Below are 16,231 nucleotides of genomic sequence, written 5' to 3'. Positions count from 1 at the left end.
CATTCCGGCTGAGCGTGCTGCGGAGTCACGGGCTGAGCCGTGGCGGGATTTGCAATCAGCGAAATATGAAAAAACAAATACTGCGGATCATTCCGCAGTCATAGATTCTGCGGTGTTGCTCGACAAGTCGCGTTGACCGGCGTGAATTTTTGGCTCGAGATCCAGTTTGCCGAGGTGGTCAGGTCTTCTCCTGCAAAGGTCGTTCCGGTCAAAATAAGCACCACAGCGAGGCTTGCCCAGGTTATTCCGCCTCGGCTGCCGTATGCAGTCCAGCCGAGGACGAGCTGTGCAATCACCATTGCGACCGCCGCCATGGCTGCGAACAGGATGTCTCCAACCGCGACATAGGTGGCGAAGAAGACGATGGTTGATAGGAATCCGACAAGCAGCCGGCGGAGAAGATAGAACATGGTGTTACTCTCAGATCGGTTATCTACGCGGCACTGGCGCTCTTTCAGATTCCGGATCAACTCGCCAATGCGGTTTTATCTGGGTGTTGTGCCACAGCCGCACGAACGTGCTTCGGATACCATTGTGTGAAGTAGGTCGCGCTGTTGCGAGCAACGAAAGCCACGGCAGCGCATATCCAGAGTGGAATGCTCGGAAGGTAAATCGTCATCACATCCACCGCCAGCATCAGGACAAATGCTGCGGACCAAACCCAGGTCAGGATGTAGTTGGTGCGAACAAATCGCGGTAATCGTTGTGTGTCAGCGTCAACCCGCTCACGCGCATACTGCAAAGTGAAGGGAAGCCGGATGGCGATCGATCCCAGAGCGATCGCAACGACGGTGCTGTCAACAAAGAGGCGCGCTGTCGTTGGACTGAGTTCCGTTGCGAGCAAGTGATAGCCACAAAGTGCCACGAACAGCACAACTGCCCCGGCCGAAAGAAGCTTGATCGAGCGGCCCTTGACGAGATCCCAGCCGAAGATTCCAAGGGCGACAACAGCCGAAGCCACAAGGCTGATCTTGACTGTCGTCAACATCATCAGAGTGGCGAAGGTCGCGAACGGGGCAAGGATCAAAAACAGTGTCATCTCGGAGCTCCCCATCGGGAGAAATATCTTGACGATGTAAAGATGCATTTAAAGGGCGCCGGGTGATCCGTCAAGGAAAATCTTGACAGTGTAAAAATGCATCTCTACATTGCGTTCATGGGTGCTCAGGGCGCGACAAAACGAGAAAAGGTTTCGAAGCCTACGAAGACGCCAAATAAAGCGTCATCTGTGGCGAGAAAGCCAGTTGTCGATCACAAGGAAGCCGTGGCTGATCACAAATCGGAGCAAAAATCTGATCGCCAGCAACCGTATCATCACGGCGATTTGCATGAGGCGTTGCTCAAGGCAGCCAAACGGGTTGCAGAGCGCGAAGGCATTAACGGTCTGACATTGCGCGCCGTCGCGCGCGAGGCCGGCGTTTCGCATGCGGCGCCTGCCCATCATTTCGGCGACGTCTCGGGCTTGCTCAGCGAACTGGCAGCCATCGGCTTCAAGCGGTTCTCCGACGCTCTGGATGCGGGAGCGCAAGCCGCAGGATCCACCCCGGATGCTCAGGCCGAGGGCAGGGCTAACGCCTATGTTGCATTTGCCCAAAACAATCCCTGCATGTTTCAGTTGATGTTTCGCGCTGAACGCCTGGATCACAACCGGCCCGCGCTCCACGAGGCGCGTGAAAACGCATTCACGAAGCTGGCTTCGATCGTCAGCGCCAGGCGTCATGAAGACATTTCGACGGACCATCTGACCTTGGCGCAGGCTGCGGACATCGCGCGCATCTGGTCCATGGTGCACGGCTTCGCCATGTTGCATCTGGACGGAAGGCTGCGTCACATTCTGAATGCTTTGCCGCCGGGGACGACCGAAGAGATGTTGCTGGCGGCGATGCTCAAATCGGATCGGCCTGCCGAATCGTGATGCGAACCCTTCACGCATTCGTGCGTTGAAGGGGTATGGCAAGGAAGGCGCGAGCTCCCTGGAAACGGCCCAATCCGCGCAAGCGAGCAGGCAAGGCGTCCAAGCACCTGACGCCAGCCAAGAAAGCCGCTGCCAAGGCACGCGCGCGCAAGGCCGGACGGCGCTATCCCAATCTCGTGGACAACATGCGCATGGCGTCGGCATCAAAGTCATCCGGCAAAAAGTCAGCGAAAAAGGCGAGCAAGAAGCGTGTAGGGCGCAAACGTGCGGCTCATAAATCCGCTATCCGAAAAACCGTTCGCAAACGCTCCAGCACCTCGCGGGAAAAAGATCCGCGTGGGGGGCTGACTGCGGCTGGTCGCAGGGCTTTTGCAAAGAAGGAGGGTGCTCATCTCAAGTCAGGTGTGAAGAAGAAGGCGTCGGAAATGACGCCATCGGATATGAGGCGCAAAGGCAGCTGGGCCGTACGATTTTATGGCCGCAAAAAGCTGCCGCCCCTTGTGGACGCCAACGGAAAATCGACGCGACACGCATTGTCGGCTCACGCATGGGGGGAGCCGGTGCCAAGGACGGTGGCTGAAGCAAGAAAGATCGCCGCAAGAGGAGAGAGGTTGCTGGCACGCTATCAGCGCATCAAGAAAGGTCCGCACGCACGATCATCAAAGCGATAAAAGCGCGTGCGATCTGTTTGGCAGGTGTCATCTTCAGCAACCGCGGCAGATGACGAGCTTTGCGTCGAGCTCTCTGTCCCGTCGTTGTTCTTCACGTTCGGTCGATGACAATTGGATATTGACGGGAACGTCACTCACGCGAGGTTGGCGGTGACCAACTGGTGCGGGCCAAGGCCTCTGCACCGGAAGACGGTGGGCGCCATTTTCGTTAGGAAAAGGCGCTACGCTGGCGACTTCACGACTTTGTTCGGCAGCACCGTTGACGCGTGCATCTGCCAGCACAATTCTGGATCCATTGTTGTGGTCTGCGGCCAGCGCTGGCGCTGCTGAACCGATGATGAGAGTTGCTGCAATCAGCGCTGCATGGTGGCTGCGAGACAAGGAAGAAATACGGGACATGGTGACACTCCTTTGTTGAAGGGAAGCAACGAATGCAGGTGTCACCCTAAGGCGTTATTTGATCTTTTTAATGTCTATAAGTGTCAATAATATGCTCATTAGTCTCAGGGGGGCGTCACTCCAGATCTGGCTGCTTCAACCGCGTGAGGCGGCAGAAGGCGCCAGAAAGGAGCTACGGCAACGCCAGTTCGGTTGCGCGCCCGCTTGTGCCGAACGCCTTGACCTTATCTGCCCCGCATTTGAAATCGCGCGCGAGCCTATCGGCGGCTTCCCGGGCCAGGTCGTTGGCATTGGCATTGGCTTTTACGTCGATATAGGCGACGTGGCACACCGCGCCGGGCGGAAGTCTCGTCACGACCAGCATTTGTTTGGAGATCGGGCGGCCCGCCTTGTCCTCATCCGCAATGTCCGCGAGATGCCAGCGCTGGATCATTGCAAATGGCCGTCCCTCCTTGGGTGAGCGCCACTCAATCGTTGGCGTAGTCGAACTAAACGGGCCGAACCAAGCGCTGGCTGCGGGCTCATCCTCCGCGGCCTTTCGATTACGACCGGCGGATACCGTTTCACGCAAGTCGCTTTCGCTCAGGACGACAATCAGTCCTGAAAGCCCCTTACAAAGCCATGTCCCGCCATCATCAGGTGTTTGGCCCCTTGAAATCTTCCGGCAGTCTCTCTCAGCAGTCGATGTGTAAGTGCTGACGTTTGGGGCGCCTTGCGCGGAAGCTGCGCCTGACGGGCTCCCGTTGCCAAGTGTCAGCGCAATGGCAGCCGTCGTCATGAGTTTTACGGATTTATGAGACATGAATGGAACCCGCTTCAGAGGACGGTGTTGACGCCTATTGCAGTTATTTGTCGCTCTCACGTGTGAATCGTTCGGTGTTTTGACGCGAAAAACATGACTCATGTTCGGAATCGCTCTACAACGAAACCTAGCATCCCTCGTCAATAGTTCAGTGATCCATGCCCGAAATTTCCCCGAATAAGCCTTATCGCATTGGCCGCTCCAAGACCGGCCTTGGTCTTTTCGCGACGAAAAAGATCAAGAAGGGTGACAAGATCATCCGTTACATGGGGCCATTGCTGGACTCGAAGAACAAAAAACACGACGACATCGACAACAAGTATTTGTTCGAAATCAACAATCGGTGGACCATCGATGGTTCTACCCGCAAGAACATCGCGCGCTACATCAATCACTCGTGCAAGCCGAACGCAGAGTCGGACGTCAATGCCCGCAAGCGCAAGGTCGTCATTCGCGCGGTCAAGAGCATCGAACCGGGCGAAGAGATCAACTACGATTACGGCACGGACTACTTCAAGATTTTCCTGAAACCGATCGGCTGCAAGTGCGATTCCTGCGAGAAAAAGCGCAAGAAGAAGCGCGCTGAAGAGCGTGCCGAAAAACTCCGGCTGAAGCTGAAGGCTGAGAAGAAGGCCCAAAAGCTTGCGGAGAAGGCCAAGGCACCCAAAGCGAAGAAGGTGACGTCGAAGGCTGCGGCAAATGTCGCGAACGCGCATGCGCGTGGCACCGGCAAGCCGACCAAGACCAAGGCTTCGCGAACCGGTCCGCTGGCGACTCGCCGCTCATCAAAGAGTACGGTGCGGGGAAATCGCGTCGAGCGCTGACTGTCGCACCAGTCCTTCACACAAAATCGCGTTCGTGACCGGATATCACGAACGCGATTTTCTTTTGAGCGGACTGTTTAGCCAATTGCGAGAGGGGCGCTGCTCTTGCGCAAGCCGATAAACTGCAGCTCGGCAAACACACCGACGGCGATGGCTTGCATCACGATAAAGGCTTGGCCAAGCAGATTGGGTGAGACCCAGCCGCTCGGCAAAAGCGCGATGCTGTCCACGGTCCACACCGCGTTGACGGCAATCACGGCCCAGATGGCTATTTTTGGCATCACGCTGCGCGCGCCGAGGAAGCCGACCAGCGCCGCATAGACCACCAGAACAAGCCCGGTGTTGCGAAGAAATGCTTCAGGCAAGCTGAGGAGGGACGCGAGTACGCCGGCACCAGCGACCAGTAGAAGCGCCATTGCGCCACTGACAAGGGCATCGGCCTGGATGGCGCGGCGAAGAAAGAGCGACGGATTGATCATGAGAGTCTCCTGATATCGGTTTGCAGTGGACTCATGATGCGGGGCGAAGCGACCGAAAGCGATTACCTCTCAGGTAATGGAACCTGTGAAAGTCGCGTGCTAGGTTTTCGTTATGATGGCAACACAGCTAGCAGCGCGCCGATCGGCAAAGCCCGCTCACATCGGCGAACACCTGCGCGAATGGCGGCAGCGCCGTCATCTCAGTCAACTTGATCTTGCGGGCGATGCGGAGATCTCAGCGCGGCATTTGAGCTTCGTGGAGACGGGGCGCGCTGCGCCATCGCGTGACATGGTGCTGCGGTTGGCTGAGCGCCTGGATATCCCTTTGCGCGAACGCAATGTGCTTCTGGTCGCGGCAGGTTTTGCGCCGGCATTTCCAAATCGTGCGCTTGATGATCCGGCGCTCACCGCGGCGCGTCAGGCGATGGAGACCGTGCTGCAGGCGCATGAGCCGTATCCCGCACTGGCGATCGACCGCCACTGGAATCTGGTTGCGGCCAACCAGATGGTCAATCCACTGCTCGACGGTGTTGCGCCATCGCTGTTGACATCACCGTTGAATGTCTTGCGTGTCAGTCTTCATCCTGAAGGCATTGCACCACGCATCGTCAATCTTGCGGAGTGGGGCGCGCATCTTCTCGAGCGGCTGCACCGTCAGTGTGAGGCGACCGCAGATCCAGTGCTCATCGCACTGCATGAAGAGTTGAGGGCCTATCCTATCCCGGCGCGCAAGACGCCACGCCACGGAGCAGGCGAAGCGGTTCTCGTGCCTCTGCAAATTCGCATGGGCAATAACGACGTCCTGAGCTTCATCTCGACCACGATGGTTTTTGGTACGCCGGTGGACGTCACCCTGTCCGAGCTTGCTCTGGAGGCCTTCTTTCCGGCCGATGACGTGACGGCAGAAGCCTTGCAAGCCATGCAGTCGCGCTGAGCACGTCGTTTGCATCTCGTCCGGCATCGTCTAAAAGAAGTTTGTACTCTAAACCATTCCCGCGCCACCGGACCATTGCAATGCCCACGCCTTCAGATGCCGTTGCGACCTATATTCTCGCCAAAGACAACAACCGGCCGTTCCTGATGCGGCACGCCTTTGCCGAGGATGCCAGCCTTGAAATGCTGCTGAAGACCGACACCATCTCCTTTCCGAGCTCGGCCAAAGGATTGAGCGAGATCGAGAACGTTCTGATCCGGCGTTTCGGCATCGACTACGAGAATGTCTATACGGTCTGTCTATCGCGCCCCACGGAGGCGAACCTGCGCCATTTTCCGTGCCACTGGCTAGTCGGAATGTCCGCCAAGGCAGATGGCAAGGTGCGCGTCGGCTGCGGGCGCTATGACTGGTTTTTCTCAGGCACCCATCAAGGGTTAGTCGAGAAGCTCGTCATCACGATCGATGTGATGGAAAGCCTGCCGGAGGCCACGCTCGTTCCGACCATGAACTGGCTCGCCAAGCTGCCTTATCCCTGGTGCATGCCTGAGGAGGCTGTGAAAGATATGCCCCGGACGGAAGGCTTCGGAAGACTGGAAGCCTTTGTCAAACATTCCCGACCGATCGCTCCGGATCGCTGAAGCGGGCCTTACAGAGGCTTCCAGCCTTGCTTCAAGCCGACAAGGTCCTATCTCCCGTTCACCTTCCGGAGGTTTCCTATGAGCGCCGCTAAGCCGTTACAGATCGATATCGTATCCGATGTTGTGTGCCCCTGGTGCTACATCGGCAAGCGTCGTATCGAGGATGCGCTCGCTCAGGTGAAGGATGTCCCTGTGGAGGTTCGGTGGCGGCCGTTCTTCCTCAATCCGTGGGTGCCCCGCGAGGGCATCGACCGCGACAAGTATCTCGAGACCAAGTTCGGCTCGGTCGACGCCTACAAGGGAATTGCAGGCCGTGTGGGTGCCGCTGCGGCGGAAGAGGGGCTTGAATACAATTCGGACTTGATGAAGCGTCAGCCCAATACCATCGATAGCCATCGCCTGATCCATTGGGCCGAGTCGGAAGGCAAGGCCGCGGCGATGAAGCAGCGTCTGATGGAGCTTTATTTCCGGGACGGGGGCGATCTGACAAATATCAACGTGCTGGTGCAGGCAGCTGCCGACATCGGTATGAACCCTGATGTCGTGCGTCAACGTCTCGGCACGAACGACGATGTCGATCTCGTTTCCGAGCAGGCGAAAGAGGCTTCGGACAAAGGAATTTCCGGCGTGCCGACATTCATTCTCGGCAACAAATACGCCATTTCCGGCGCGCAACCGGCGGACCAGCTTGCGTTAGCCATCCGGCAGGTGGCGGCGGAAATGGACGCTAAGGTTTAGGCTCTCACGCCTTCTTCAGATAGTAGTTGGCGTTCTTGCCCAGCGCGACGCGGCGAATGACGCGGCGCATGGCCTCAGATGATCGCAGCGGCTGAACGGCGGCGGCCATAGTGCGGTACGCGGCGAGTTTGATGTGATCAAACGCGGGACGGGCGCCGGGGGCAGCCTGCGGTAGGCCGAGCCCACGCAGCATTGAGTTGAACCGATGCAGGTCGTTCAGCCGGCGCACTTCCTTTGTCTTCCAGGTGATCGCCATCGAGATCGAATATGAGCCTGCGGTACGCACCCAGTGCGGCCACTGATAGGGCACATAGCATCCGTCGCCATCGAACAAATGGAATTCGATGCCGCGTGACTTGAAGCTTTCGTCGTACTTTACGTTGCGGTGCTTCACGGTGGAGTGTTCGACCTGCGCGTCGTCGGCGATAGAGCCGTCGCGGTTGTCGTAGACGCGGAAGAATTTCTCGCCGTGGATCTGCACAAATAAGTTATCTTCGGCGTCCATATGGAATGGCGTGGTCGAATTCGGCGACGAGACGAACAGGAAGCCTTCGATCTGTTCGAAGCCGGCATCCCGAACATTCTTGAAGCCGCGCGCACGGGCCACGGAGGTGAGTGCATCCACGAGCAACGCGCGGTATTCCGGCGAGTTTTCGATGCGCTTGAGCACCATCCATGCACCGGCGGTCTGAATGCGGTTGACGATTTCAACCGGGTCGAGGTCGACACTCTTGACCTTATCCGGATCCTGGCTGATCGCGGCATCACCGGAGTTATATTCGATCAAGTCGCGCGGCATTTCAGACGCGAGCTGGGCGATCCGTGGCAATGTCAGCAGCGGGTGGCCTGACAGCTTGTGATGAATCGCGAAGGGCTTCAGCGGAAAGTCATTCTGCAGCGACTGATTGTCCGCGGTGATGACGGGGGAAATGGTCGAGGTCGCGTTCACGGGCGCTTCTCCTGAAATTTCCTGATGGAATGAACGATACGGCGAAGTGGTTCGCGGACCGACTTGCGCCCGGTGAGGGCAAGACGAATGAGGGGAACGAGCGGATCGTAGCGGTTGAGCGGAATGAGTACGTCGCCAATCGCGAGCCGTCCTCTCCAGATCGGGTCGATCATCGGATGACCGGCGATAGCCGTGGAATCCACCGTTTTGACTGTCTCGTCCTCACACAGGTGGCGCGTCAATTCGAGCGTCAGCTGTACGCCGGGCGAGAGCTTGGCAAAATTCTCATCGACGCCAAGTTTGAAGTAAAAGGCGCGATCAAGATGGCGAAGCACGATGGCGCCCGCCACGGGAATCTCACCTGCGTACAGCGTGACGATCTCGCATTTTCCGCGTGCCGCGGCATCGCGCACCGCGCGGCGGACAAAGGCGGAGTCACCCTCGTTCTGGGCGAGTGCCGTGCCGCGTTTGGCCTTCCAGCCGCTGGACTCAAGTGCGAGAAAAATCTCCAGATCGCGTTCGACTTCATCGGGCATCGTGGCGATCGTGAAAATCACCTCGCCATGTTCCGCGAGCCGGTTGCGCTGGCGGCGTAGTTCTTTCAGCTTCTTCGGGCCCAGCGCATCGCGCAGCAATTCATCTGCATTCAGCGTGGCGTCGAGACATGCCCGCGCATGTGGTTGCAGGATGCGTGGACGCAGCCGGTTCTCTTCGAGCACGCGGGAAAATGCCGCCATGACTGGGCCGTCGAGCGGCAGATCGCGCAGGATCAATGCATGTGCGCCCGCATCGCGCGCCTGTTGCATCAGATGCGACACGGCCACGTCCGCGAGTTCGCGATCGAGTATTGGTGTCCCCAGCGCGCCGTACGGATCCGCGGTGACCAGGGCAGGGACGGGCAGTTTGTAAGCCCGCCAAGCGGAAATCGCGGGCATCAAGCCGATTAGGCGCGGGCTGCCATCCACTTCCGGAATCTCCGCCGTGAGAGCGGACACGCCGGTCCGTCCCTGGGCGAATGCGTTTACCGACGTTTCCCATTCCGGCAGATAGTAGCCGTTAGGTTCGACCGCGTTGTCGCTCAATCGCCGCCACTGGTCGATGGAAACAGTAGCCAGAGGAGCTACAGTGGGGCTCGTACGCGCGGGTTCGGGTTTGCTTGCAGGCGCAAAACGAGCGTCGCTGCGCGAAGCGGCGGTTTGTGTGCTGACAATTTCGACCACGTCCCTGTCCCAATTCCACGGCGCTGTTGCACGAGGCAGCGCACAGCCTCGCGATTTTCTTCGCGTCTTGGGTAGGAACCTACGGATCAAACATCAAAATCGGATTTGGGATTTGGGTTAAATGCGTCGCTTGGCTTTGACGCATTGTTAACGATGGTCAGCCCGCACAAAATCAGGGGATAGGGCGTCCCTGTTCAACGAGCACCGGACGATGTTTTACGTGGTTTGTCGGCGGATGATGCCTTCACGCAAATCGGGCAGGGAGCGCCCGCGATCACTCGAACGTAACGCCGAGACGATGGTCGTTATTCCACACCAGCCGGCAGCGGCGAAGAAAATGATCCGTCTCGATCGCGAGTTGAAATGATCTCGGAATCCCGATGATGCTTGCGACGTCGAGAGCCGCGCCGTTTGGCGAGATGTTGCGGACGGTGCAGTCGATGCCCGCACCGCCAAATGAGATCAGGCCGCCTTTGAAGACGCGCCGCCGTGGCTCCGATCGTCTCTCGACCATGGTAACAGTCCTGCCTGGGTAACTGTCCGGAGCCTAGCAGTGCGACGTTGCCGTCAGATAAATCGATCCTGCGTACCAATCGGGTTCACGTTCAGGATTGATTCAGAAAGACGGTAAAGCCCGCTCGAAACCATGCAAAAGCAGCGGGGTTGCCGCCCATTTCAGGCCTTTTCACAGTCTTGGCCCGCGTTTCGCTTCGGAGTATTGTCCCGCCAGTTTGGGCTGGCGTAGGGCCGGACGGGGATAGCAAGATTTCGGGGAGTATTGGGATGCGTGTGGTTCGGATAGCGGTGTTGATCGGGTTGATGACGGTGCCAACGGCTTATGCTCAATCGATGATGCCTGGGTTCCGGCTGAACGAAGAGAAGCAGCTCACGGACGAAGAGATTGCGCGGAACAAGGCAAACGAAGAGGCCGCCAAGGCCGCCCGTTCAACGATTCCGGACGGCAAGGCGAGCTCTGATCCATGGGCAACGGTGCGAACGACCGAACCTGCCAAGCACGCAAAATCGAAAACGAAATAACTGCGTAGGATTGGCGTAATGAAAAAGGCCGCTCAGCAGAGCGGCCTTTTTTGATTTCAGCGTCTTGGTTGTTCACGACTGATCAACGACGGTTTTTAGAACGAGACCGGAAAGTTTGACGACGAGTTCTTTCAGTCGTGCATTTTCCTGGAGCAATGCGTCAATGTCAGGATGGTCGTCGCTGTCGCGTTGATGAGACGATAGACCATGAATGTGCTCTCGTTCGTGCTTTCGTGGTCGCGGCTGAGCGCTTTCCATTGGCGAACCTCCCCTAGGTTGCCGTAGTCACCCCCAGTGCATTCCAGCAATTGATGCGAATCGTAACTGAGTCGCGGTGAAACGCGCAAAGCCTTGGAAGTTGTTTTGATCAGAGCTGAACACGTCTCGGTACCGTTTCGGGAACCTCGTCGCGATGCCGACATGATTTCGCCAAACATCAGGCTCGACAAAGCTTTCGTCTGCCCAAGTTATGAAGCTCCGACCTCAGCCGGAGCTTCATTTTTCGTTTCGTTGAGCTGTTTGAAGCGAGCGTGTCCCTTGCTTGTACTCAGCCTGGGCCGCTTTGTCGCACCCCCGCAGTCACTGCTTCGGAGGCGTCTGTGGCAATTGTTTCGCTGCCGAGAATGAACGCGCGTCGCATCGGCCGGATGACGAACAGCGCCATCAACGCTGCAGTGGCATTCAACGCAACCGCGATCACGAACACAGCCTGCCAGCCGTAGTGTGATGCGACGAGGCTCGCGATGGGCACCAGCAGAGCTGCTGTCCCCTTAGCGGTATAGAGCATGCCGTTATTCGTCGTCGCAAACTTGGAGCCGAAGGTGTCACCGCTTGTGGCGGGAAACAGGCTGTAGATTTCGCCGAACACACCGAAATAGACAGCGGTTGCAAGCACGAACACGATCGGGTTGTGGCCATAGGCGGATAGCGTCAGCAGCATCACCGCAGCTGTTCCGAACGCGATGAACATTGTCGGTTCACGGCCGATGTTATCAGACACAAAGCCGAAGAATGGCCGTCCGAAGCCATCGAAGATACGGTCAAGCGAGATTGCGAATGTCAGCGCTGCCATCTGGAAGCCGAACATGCTGACCGGCTCATTCGCGATCTTGTAGTCATGCGCGATTGGTCCGATCTGTGCTGCAGCCATAAGGCCACCTGCAGCAACCATCACGAAGACGAGATACAGCACCCAGAAGATGGGTGAGCGCAATACCTGTGGCGGCGTGAAGTCGTGCTTGGTTTGTGGCAGGTTGAGTTTCTTGCGGACAACAGGAATGGCTCGATCTGGTTTGCGAAGAAAGAAAGCGACCAGGAAGACGATGATGCCCTGACCAATTCCGAAGTTGAAGAACGCGGTCTGATAACCGCTCGACGCAATCATCTGCGCGATAGGCACCACGGTAAGTGCCGCGCCGGCCCCGAAACCGGCTGCAGTCGCGCCAGCGGCAAGACCGCGGTGATCCGGAAACCACTTCAGCGCATTGCCGACGCACGTTCCGTAGACTGAACCGGCGCCGAGGCCGCCGCAGATCGCAGCGAGGTAGAGCATGGTCAGCGAGTCGGCGTACGAATTCAGCACCCATGCGATGGTGATCATCACGGCGCCGAACATGACGACAATGCGCGGTCCGTATTTGTCGACGAACCAGGCCTCGACAGGCACAAGCCAAGTTTCAGTGAGGACGAAGAGGGTGAAAGCCAGCTGGATGGCGGCGCGACCCCAGTGGTATTTTGCATCGATCGGATCGACGAACAGTGTCCATCCGTACTGGAGGTTGGCGATCATCGCCATACAGACGATACCCATGGCGAGTTGGAGCCAACGGAAACCCCCGCCCCGGACCTCTGGCGTAGCTGCTTGTGCTTGAACGGTCATACGATGTTTCTCCCGACGCGCGTTTTTTCAATGGCTCGGGGCCGTGACGCTGCGTGAGGCGAAAGTCTGGTATAATAGATGCCAACAGGCAACCTACCTCACGAAAACGTGATAATTGGTCTGCGGGCGGTCACATTTCAATTAAGTTGCTGAAATATCGGGTCTTTTTCAAAAACGGCGGCTGCGCTCGAACGGCGCTGAAACAAGCTTGCGACATTATTCGGAATGGACACGTCAAAGAGAGGCGTCGTCGCCGCGGTCATTTTAAGCATTTTTGAAGGGATCGACGGCCCGCTGGATTCTGCAAGTTGAAGGCGGCAGCCACAACAGCAACACGTGTTGCCCAGCTCAGGTTCATCTATCGTTTCACGATACATCACCGTTCGCAAGATTTAACGGTGATTTGTGCTCTCGATTGTGGGTCACAAAAATATGAGAGCGTAAAAGCCAAACTTGAATCACGCTGCGTCTGCGTCTTCGCTATAGCTCCACGCCGTTCGGCTGTATCAGCCGCCGAGCGTTCCTAACTGACCTTGGTCCCGTTCCTGAGACATCATGGACGGGACCCTCTTTCCCCAATCCCGATTTGCGCAGTTGAAAGTTATGGCCGTTGCCTCGATGGTTGGCGGTGCAACTGATGACGTGCGGCATGTGGCAGGCGTTCCTACAAGACCAGCGTGGCTGGATGCGGACGAAGCTGCAGGGAGAGGCATTGAATGCTTGCAGATTTAAGAACGTGGGCCAGGGCGCTCAAGCGCGACGTTCACGCGATTTATTTCGCAGCTCGTGATCCACGCGTGCCCTGGTACGTTAAGGCGCTGGCACTCACCGTAGCGGGATATGCGTTGTCGCCGATCGATCTGATCCCCGACTTCATTCCTGTCCTTGGCTATCTCGACGATCTGATTCTTGTGCCGATCGGAATCTGGCTTGTTGTCGCCCTCATTCCATCTGATGTGATGGCGCATTGCCGCGCATTGGCTACCGAAGCGGAAGAACGGCCGGTCAGTAAGGCGGGGGCGATCGCCATCGTTTCGATCTGGCTCGTGAGTGCAGCAGCGATGATCTGGATATTTTTGGCTTTCGGTGTTGAATCGAAACAACCCGATACGCAGCCAGCTTGAACAACAGCGAGGTGACCACGATGAACGTGGCAGCCTCGCTTTTATTCATTGATGATTGCATTTATCGATAATTGAATATCAATCTAACGTGTCGCGCAGTCGCAGGTTACCTGCCTGTTGGCGGCTGAAGCCCCCGCGACGTAAGCCAGAGATTCATCTGCGACGCGGTGTCCAGTTGGCGCGCTTTCTTGTTCAGTTCGTCGCGCTCTTTTCCAGCGGGCAGTGACTGCGCTTGTTCGCGAGCCTGAGCCGCCAGTAATTTCCATTTCAGTTCGATGCTTTCCTGTGTCGATTTTGTCATGACGCACTCCCTTCCGGTGATGCGGGAGCATGGAGCACACTTCGTCACTACGTTGCCGGGTTCAGCGTGGTGATGATCAAGCTTGCGCTCATTTTTTTTGAATAGCGAGTCTTTAGTCAAGTCGGTTATTCGAAAATCTTTCTAATCTTCGATGTCCTTCGTTGTTGGCTTCCCGCCAATGAGTGATGTCTTCCGGATGCTCGCGATTTAGGCGTGGCGCGTTGTTCATCGCCTGCTTCACGCGTGCCACTCTGCAGTTGAAAGCTCGCAGACTTCGACAATCGTTGCGCGCAAGCATGAGGAGACATCGCGCCTCTCAGTTACGGGGGCTGACGTGTTGTACGATCTGATGGTGATCATTGAGGTGAGAGTGGATCCGAACGCGAGCAGGATTTTTCCGGAGTTCGACAATTGATGAAGTCAAACACTCCGATGAGCTCCGTGGCTCTGCGCGATATGAGTCGTTGTGCAGTGGTAATTTAGTGCGGGAAAAATCTTTCGATGTGCGCATCAAACAATGTCATTGATGCTGACAGAGTCACCGATGCTGACCGAAATAAATCGCGTTTCAGTTGAATAATCGTGTTGAAAATAACACGCTCACGAGAAACTCGCGCCGATAACCCCGTTTAGATTGAGTTCCATCTTTCCAATAATTTTCGCTGTCCTAGGATTTGGCTTCATCCATTTAGGGGAGCGACCTCGATGCGTTTGAGAATTGCAAGTATGATTGCGGTTACTGCAGCAGTGGTTTCGACCTCTGCTATGGCAGCCGATTTGCCTGCAAAGGCTCCTGCTTATGTTCCGCCGGCGCCAGTTTGGAATTGGAGCGGATTTTATATCGGCGGCCACGTTGGTGCTGCGTTTTCGGGCAACGACAGTTTCAACACCGATGTCTTCGGTCTCACGACCGGCAATCGTGACGCTGCCTTTATGGGTGGCGGCCAGATCGGTGCAGACTATCAATTCGCGTCGAACTGGGTGATCGGTATCGAAGCGCAGATCAGTGGTATCTCGAACGGCGATCGCACCTTCTCGGATGGGTTCGGCACTCTCAGGGATCGCAGCGACTGGCTCGGTTCGGTCACGGGTCGGCTCGGTTATTCATGGGGACCGGGACTGCTTTATGCCAAGGGTGGTGTTGCATTCCGTGATAACAGCGGATTGACCATGGTCTCCGTCTTCGATCCGACGTTCCTTGTCGATCGTAGTGACACCGGTTACACCGTCGGCGGCGGTCTCGAATACATGTTCTCGCCGAATTGGTCGGCAAAGGTGGAGTATCAATATTTCAACTTTGACAATACCACCATTACCACGCTTGGATTTAATACGGGCACGGGCCTGAGCTATCGAGACGATTTCCATACCGTGAAGGTCGGCCTCAACTATCGCTTCAACTGGGGCAACCCGGTTCTGGCGAGATACTGATGGAATAGTGACTGAGCCTGAAATCTCCAGTTCAACTCTAAAGGGCCCCGCAAATGGGGCCCTTTTTTAAATCTGGCTCGCAGATGCGATGTCGGCTCGCTATGGAATTCCGCAGTCGTTGACGACGATATTATGCAGACAGCAAATATCATCAGCATTTTGACGCGCGCAGAAAGACGGCACTCATCGTGCGGCTCATTTTCCGCTTGGCGGCTGCAGTTCCGAAGAATTCAGCCACCCTTCCAGATTTGCGATGAAACAAGTTCGCGCGCCTTTTCGAGAAGCGTGTCGCGCTTCTTGCACGGAGGCAGATTGCTTGCCTCGTTGCGAGCATCATCTGCCTGGCGTTGCAGTTCGGTCTGGGTCGTAGATTGAACGGTGGTCATAGAGAAGCTTCGCTGTTCGAAACATGCGGGAGCACATAGGTCTCTCCGGTCACCGACGAGCGCCACCAAGGCTAAGGGTGATGTCGGGTGGAGCGCGCACCTTTGGCCACTGACGAGTCATATATTTTTGATCCCGGCTGGAAACCAAGATCACTGTCCGGCGTCGTAATCGAAGACGCAGGGGAGGGCGCCATGAGTTTATCTGCATGGTGGGACTATTTGCGGCATTGGCTCAGCCCGGAACCTGATACCACTCCTGATAATCCCCACGATGGTGAAGATCGCTCTACGATGGCTGATCTTGCGCGGCTGCTCGATGAAGACGACGCTGGGAAGCCGGATTAGTCAGATCTAACCGCGAGTTAAGCTCTTCAAGAGAAGCGCTGCCGTAGTGAAAGTTAACCTCCGTCATGGCCAAAATTCTTCACCCGAGAAAAGAACATATTGCGAACAAGGAACAAATGGGGTACGTTTAGTCCATCGGATCGATCCTGATTCCGGTC

General features: G+C 56.7%; 20 protein-coding genes. 10 read left to right on the top strand and 10 right to left on the bottom strand.

Translation table 11 applies throughout. The features are described from left to right. Positions 1-98: 98 nt before the first annotated feature. Together ACZ5C3_RS20720 and ACZ5C3_RS20715 are read right to left on the bottom strand one after the other, a co-directional pair. Positions 99-410 (bottom strand): septation protein IspZ, encoded by a 312-nt coding sequence (locus ACZ5C3_RS20720; protein ID WP_464032614.1) that lies wholly within the window; start codon positions 408-410, stop codon positions 99-101. A gap of 56 nt (positions 411-466) precedes the next feature. Next, complete coding sequence (locus ACZ5C3_RS20715; protein WP_464032613.1) at positions 467-1,039, bottom strand: hypothetical protein; 573 nt, start codon at positions 1,037-1,039, stop codon at positions 467-469. Positions 1,040-1,156: 117 nt separating this feature from the next. Between ACZ5C3_RS20715 and ACZ5C3_RS20710 the strand changes: the two genes are divergently transcribed. Together ACZ5C3_RS20710 and ACZ5C3_RS20705 are read left to right on the top strand one after the other, a co-directional pair. Beyond that, positions 1,157-1,915, top strand: a complete 759-nt coding sequence (locus ACZ5C3_RS20710) for a TetR/AcrR family transcriptional regulator (RefSeq protein WP_464038392.1) — start codon at positions 1,157-1,159, stop codon at positions 1,913-1,915. Between the two features lie 35 nt (positions 1,916-1,950). Beyond that, positions 1,951-2,586 (top strand): DUF6321 domain-containing protein, encoded by a 636-nt coding sequence (locus tag ACZ5C3_RS20705; protein ID WP_464032612.1) that lies wholly within the window; start codon positions 1,951-1,953, stop codon positions 2,584-2,586. A 571-nt stretch (positions 2,587-3,157) separates the two neighbouring features. On the opposite strand, the gene ACZ5C3_RS20700 is transcribed toward ACZ5C3_RS20705, so the two are convergent. Beyond that, on the bottom strand, positions 3,158-3,763 hold the full coding sequence (locus ACZ5C3_RS20700) for a hypothetical protein (protein WP_464038391.1): 606 nt from the start codon (positions 3,761-3,763) through the stop codon (positions 3,158-3,160). A gap of 182 nt (positions 3,764-3,945) precedes the next feature. On the opposite strand from ACZ5C3_RS20700, the gene ACZ5C3_RS20695 reads away from it, so the two are divergent. Continuing rightward, the gene (locus ACZ5C3_RS20695) at positions 3,946-4,611 is read left to right on the top strand and encodes an SET domain-containing protein (RefSeq protein ID WP_464032610.1); all 666 of its coding nucleotides are present in this window, start codon (positions 3,946-3,948) and stop codon (positions 4,609-4,611) included. 77 nt (positions 4,612-4,688) lie between these two features. On the opposite strand, the gene ACZ5C3_RS20690 is transcribed toward ACZ5C3_RS20695, so the two are convergent. Then, positions 4,689-5,090, bottom strand: coding sequence for a hypothetical protein (locus ACZ5C3_RS20690; protein WP_464032608.1), 402 nt, complete (start codon positions 5,088-5,090; stop codon positions 4,689-4,691). A 112-nt stretch (positions 5,091-5,202) separates the two neighbouring features. Between ACZ5C3_RS20690 and ACZ5C3_RS20685 the strand changes: the two genes are divergently transcribed. The 3 genes from ACZ5C3_RS20685 (at position 5,203) to ACZ5C3_RS20675 (ending at position 7,400) form a co-directional block, all read left to right on the top strand. After that, entirely contained in the window at positions 5,203-6,024 is an 822-nt protein-coding gene (locus ACZ5C3_RS20685) for a helix-turn-helix domain-containing protein (RefSeq protein WP_464032607.1), read from the top strand. An 80-nt stretch (positions 6,025-6,104) separates the two neighbouring features. Continuing rightward, on the top strand, positions 6,105-6,662 hold the full coding sequence (locus ACZ5C3_RS20680; RefSeq protein WP_464032606.1) for a hypothetical protein: 558 nt from the start codon (positions 6,105-6,107) through the stop codon (positions 6,660-6,662). Between the two features lie 78 nt (positions 6,663-6,740). Continuing rightward, positions 6,741-7,400 (top strand): DsbA family oxidoreductase, encoded by a 660-nt coding sequence (locus ACZ5C3_RS20675; protein WP_464032604.1) that lies wholly within the window; start codon positions 6,741-6,743, stop codon positions 7,398-7,400. Between the two features lie 4 nt (positions 7,401-7,404). On the opposite strand, the gene ACZ5C3_RS20670 is transcribed toward ACZ5C3_RS20675, so the two are convergent. The 3 genes from ACZ5C3_RS20670 to ACZ5C3_RS20660 all read right to left on the bottom strand — a co-directional run bounded on the left by ACZ5C3_RS20670 (position 7,405) and on the right by ACZ5C3_RS20660 (position 10,083). Then, a complete protein-coding gene (locus tag ACZ5C3_RS20670) occupies positions 7,405-8,349 on the bottom strand; it encodes a cupin-like domain-containing protein (protein WP_464032602.1) in 945 nt (314 codons plus the stop codon). After that, a complete protein-coding gene (locus ACZ5C3_RS20665; protein WP_464032600.1) occupies positions 8,346-9,569 on the bottom strand; it encodes a GNAT family N-acetyltransferase in 1,224 nt (407 codons plus the stop codon). The genes ACZ5C3_RS20670 and ACZ5C3_RS20665 overlap by 4 nt, the downstream gene beginning before the upstream one ends. Positions 9,570-9,843: 274 nt before the next feature. Next, the gene (locus ACZ5C3_RS20660; protein WP_464032598.1) at positions 9,844-10,083 is read right to left on the bottom strand and encodes a PilZ domain-containing protein; all 240 of its coding nucleotides are present in this window, start codon (positions 10,081-10,083) and stop codon (positions 9,844-9,846) included. A gap of 269 nt (positions 10,084-10,352) precedes the next feature. Between ACZ5C3_RS20660 and ACZ5C3_RS20655 the strand changes: the two genes are divergently transcribed. Next, positions 10,353-10,607: a hypothetical protein gene (locus ACZ5C3_RS20655; RefSeq protein WP_464032596.1), complete on the top strand. Its 255-nt coding sequence runs from the start codon at positions 10,353-10,355 to the stop codon at positions 10,605-10,607. 547 nt (positions 10,608-11,154) lie between these two features. Here the strand turns inward: ACZ5C3_RS20655 and oxlT are convergent. Continuing rightward, the gene (gene oxlT / locus ACZ5C3_RS20650) at positions 11,155-12,486 is read right to left on the bottom strand and encodes an oxalate/formate MFS antiporter (RefSeq protein WP_464032595.1); all 1,332 of its coding nucleotides are present in this window, start codon (positions 12,484-12,486) and stop codon (positions 11,155-11,157) included. A 716-nt stretch (positions 12,487-13,202) separates the two neighbouring features. Here oxlT and ACZ5C3_RS20645 point away from each other — a divergent pair. After that, on the top strand, positions 13,203-13,610 hold the full coding sequence (locus ACZ5C3_RS20645) for a YkvA family protein (RefSeq protein WP_464032593.1): 408 nt from the start codon (positions 13,203-13,205) through the stop codon (positions 13,608-13,610). Positions 13,611-13,716: 106 nt separating this feature from the next. On the opposite strand, the gene ACZ5C3_RS20640 is transcribed toward ACZ5C3_RS20645, so the two are convergent. After that, entirely contained in the window at positions 13,717-13,911 is a 195-nt protein-coding gene (locus ACZ5C3_RS20640; protein WP_464032591.1) for a hypothetical protein, read from the bottom strand. A gap of 705 nt (positions 13,912-14,616) precedes the next feature. Between ACZ5C3_RS20640 and ACZ5C3_RS20635 the strand changes: the two genes are divergently transcribed. Continuing rightward, on the top strand, positions 14,617-15,342 hold the full coding sequence (locus ACZ5C3_RS20635) for an outer membrane protein (protein WP_464032589.1): 726 nt from the start codon (positions 14,617-14,619) through the stop codon (positions 15,340-15,342). A 230-nt stretch (positions 15,343-15,572) separates the two neighbouring features. Here ACZ5C3_RS20635 and ACZ5C3_RS20630 read toward each other — a convergent pair whose 3' ends face one another. After that, on the bottom strand, positions 15,573-15,728 hold the full coding sequence (locus ACZ5C3_RS20630) for a hypothetical protein (RefSeq protein ID WP_464032588.1): 156 nt from the start codon (positions 15,726-15,728) through the stop codon (positions 15,573-15,575). Positions 15,729-15,920: 192 nt separating this feature from the next. On the opposite strand from ACZ5C3_RS20630, the gene ACZ5C3_RS20625 reads away from it, so the two are divergent. Further along, complete coding sequence (locus tag ACZ5C3_RS20625) at positions 15,921-16,073, top strand: hypothetical protein (RefSeq protein WP_464032586.1); 153 nt, start codon at positions 15,921-15,923, stop codon at positions 16,071-16,073. The last annotated feature ends 158 nt before the right edge of the window (positions 16,074-16,231 follow it).

Source organism: Afipia dichlorophenoxyacetatis (assembly GCF_055386385.1).
The sequence above is the reverse complement of the archived record's forward strand: the minus strand, read 5'-3'. Positions and strand labels throughout refer to the sequence as shown.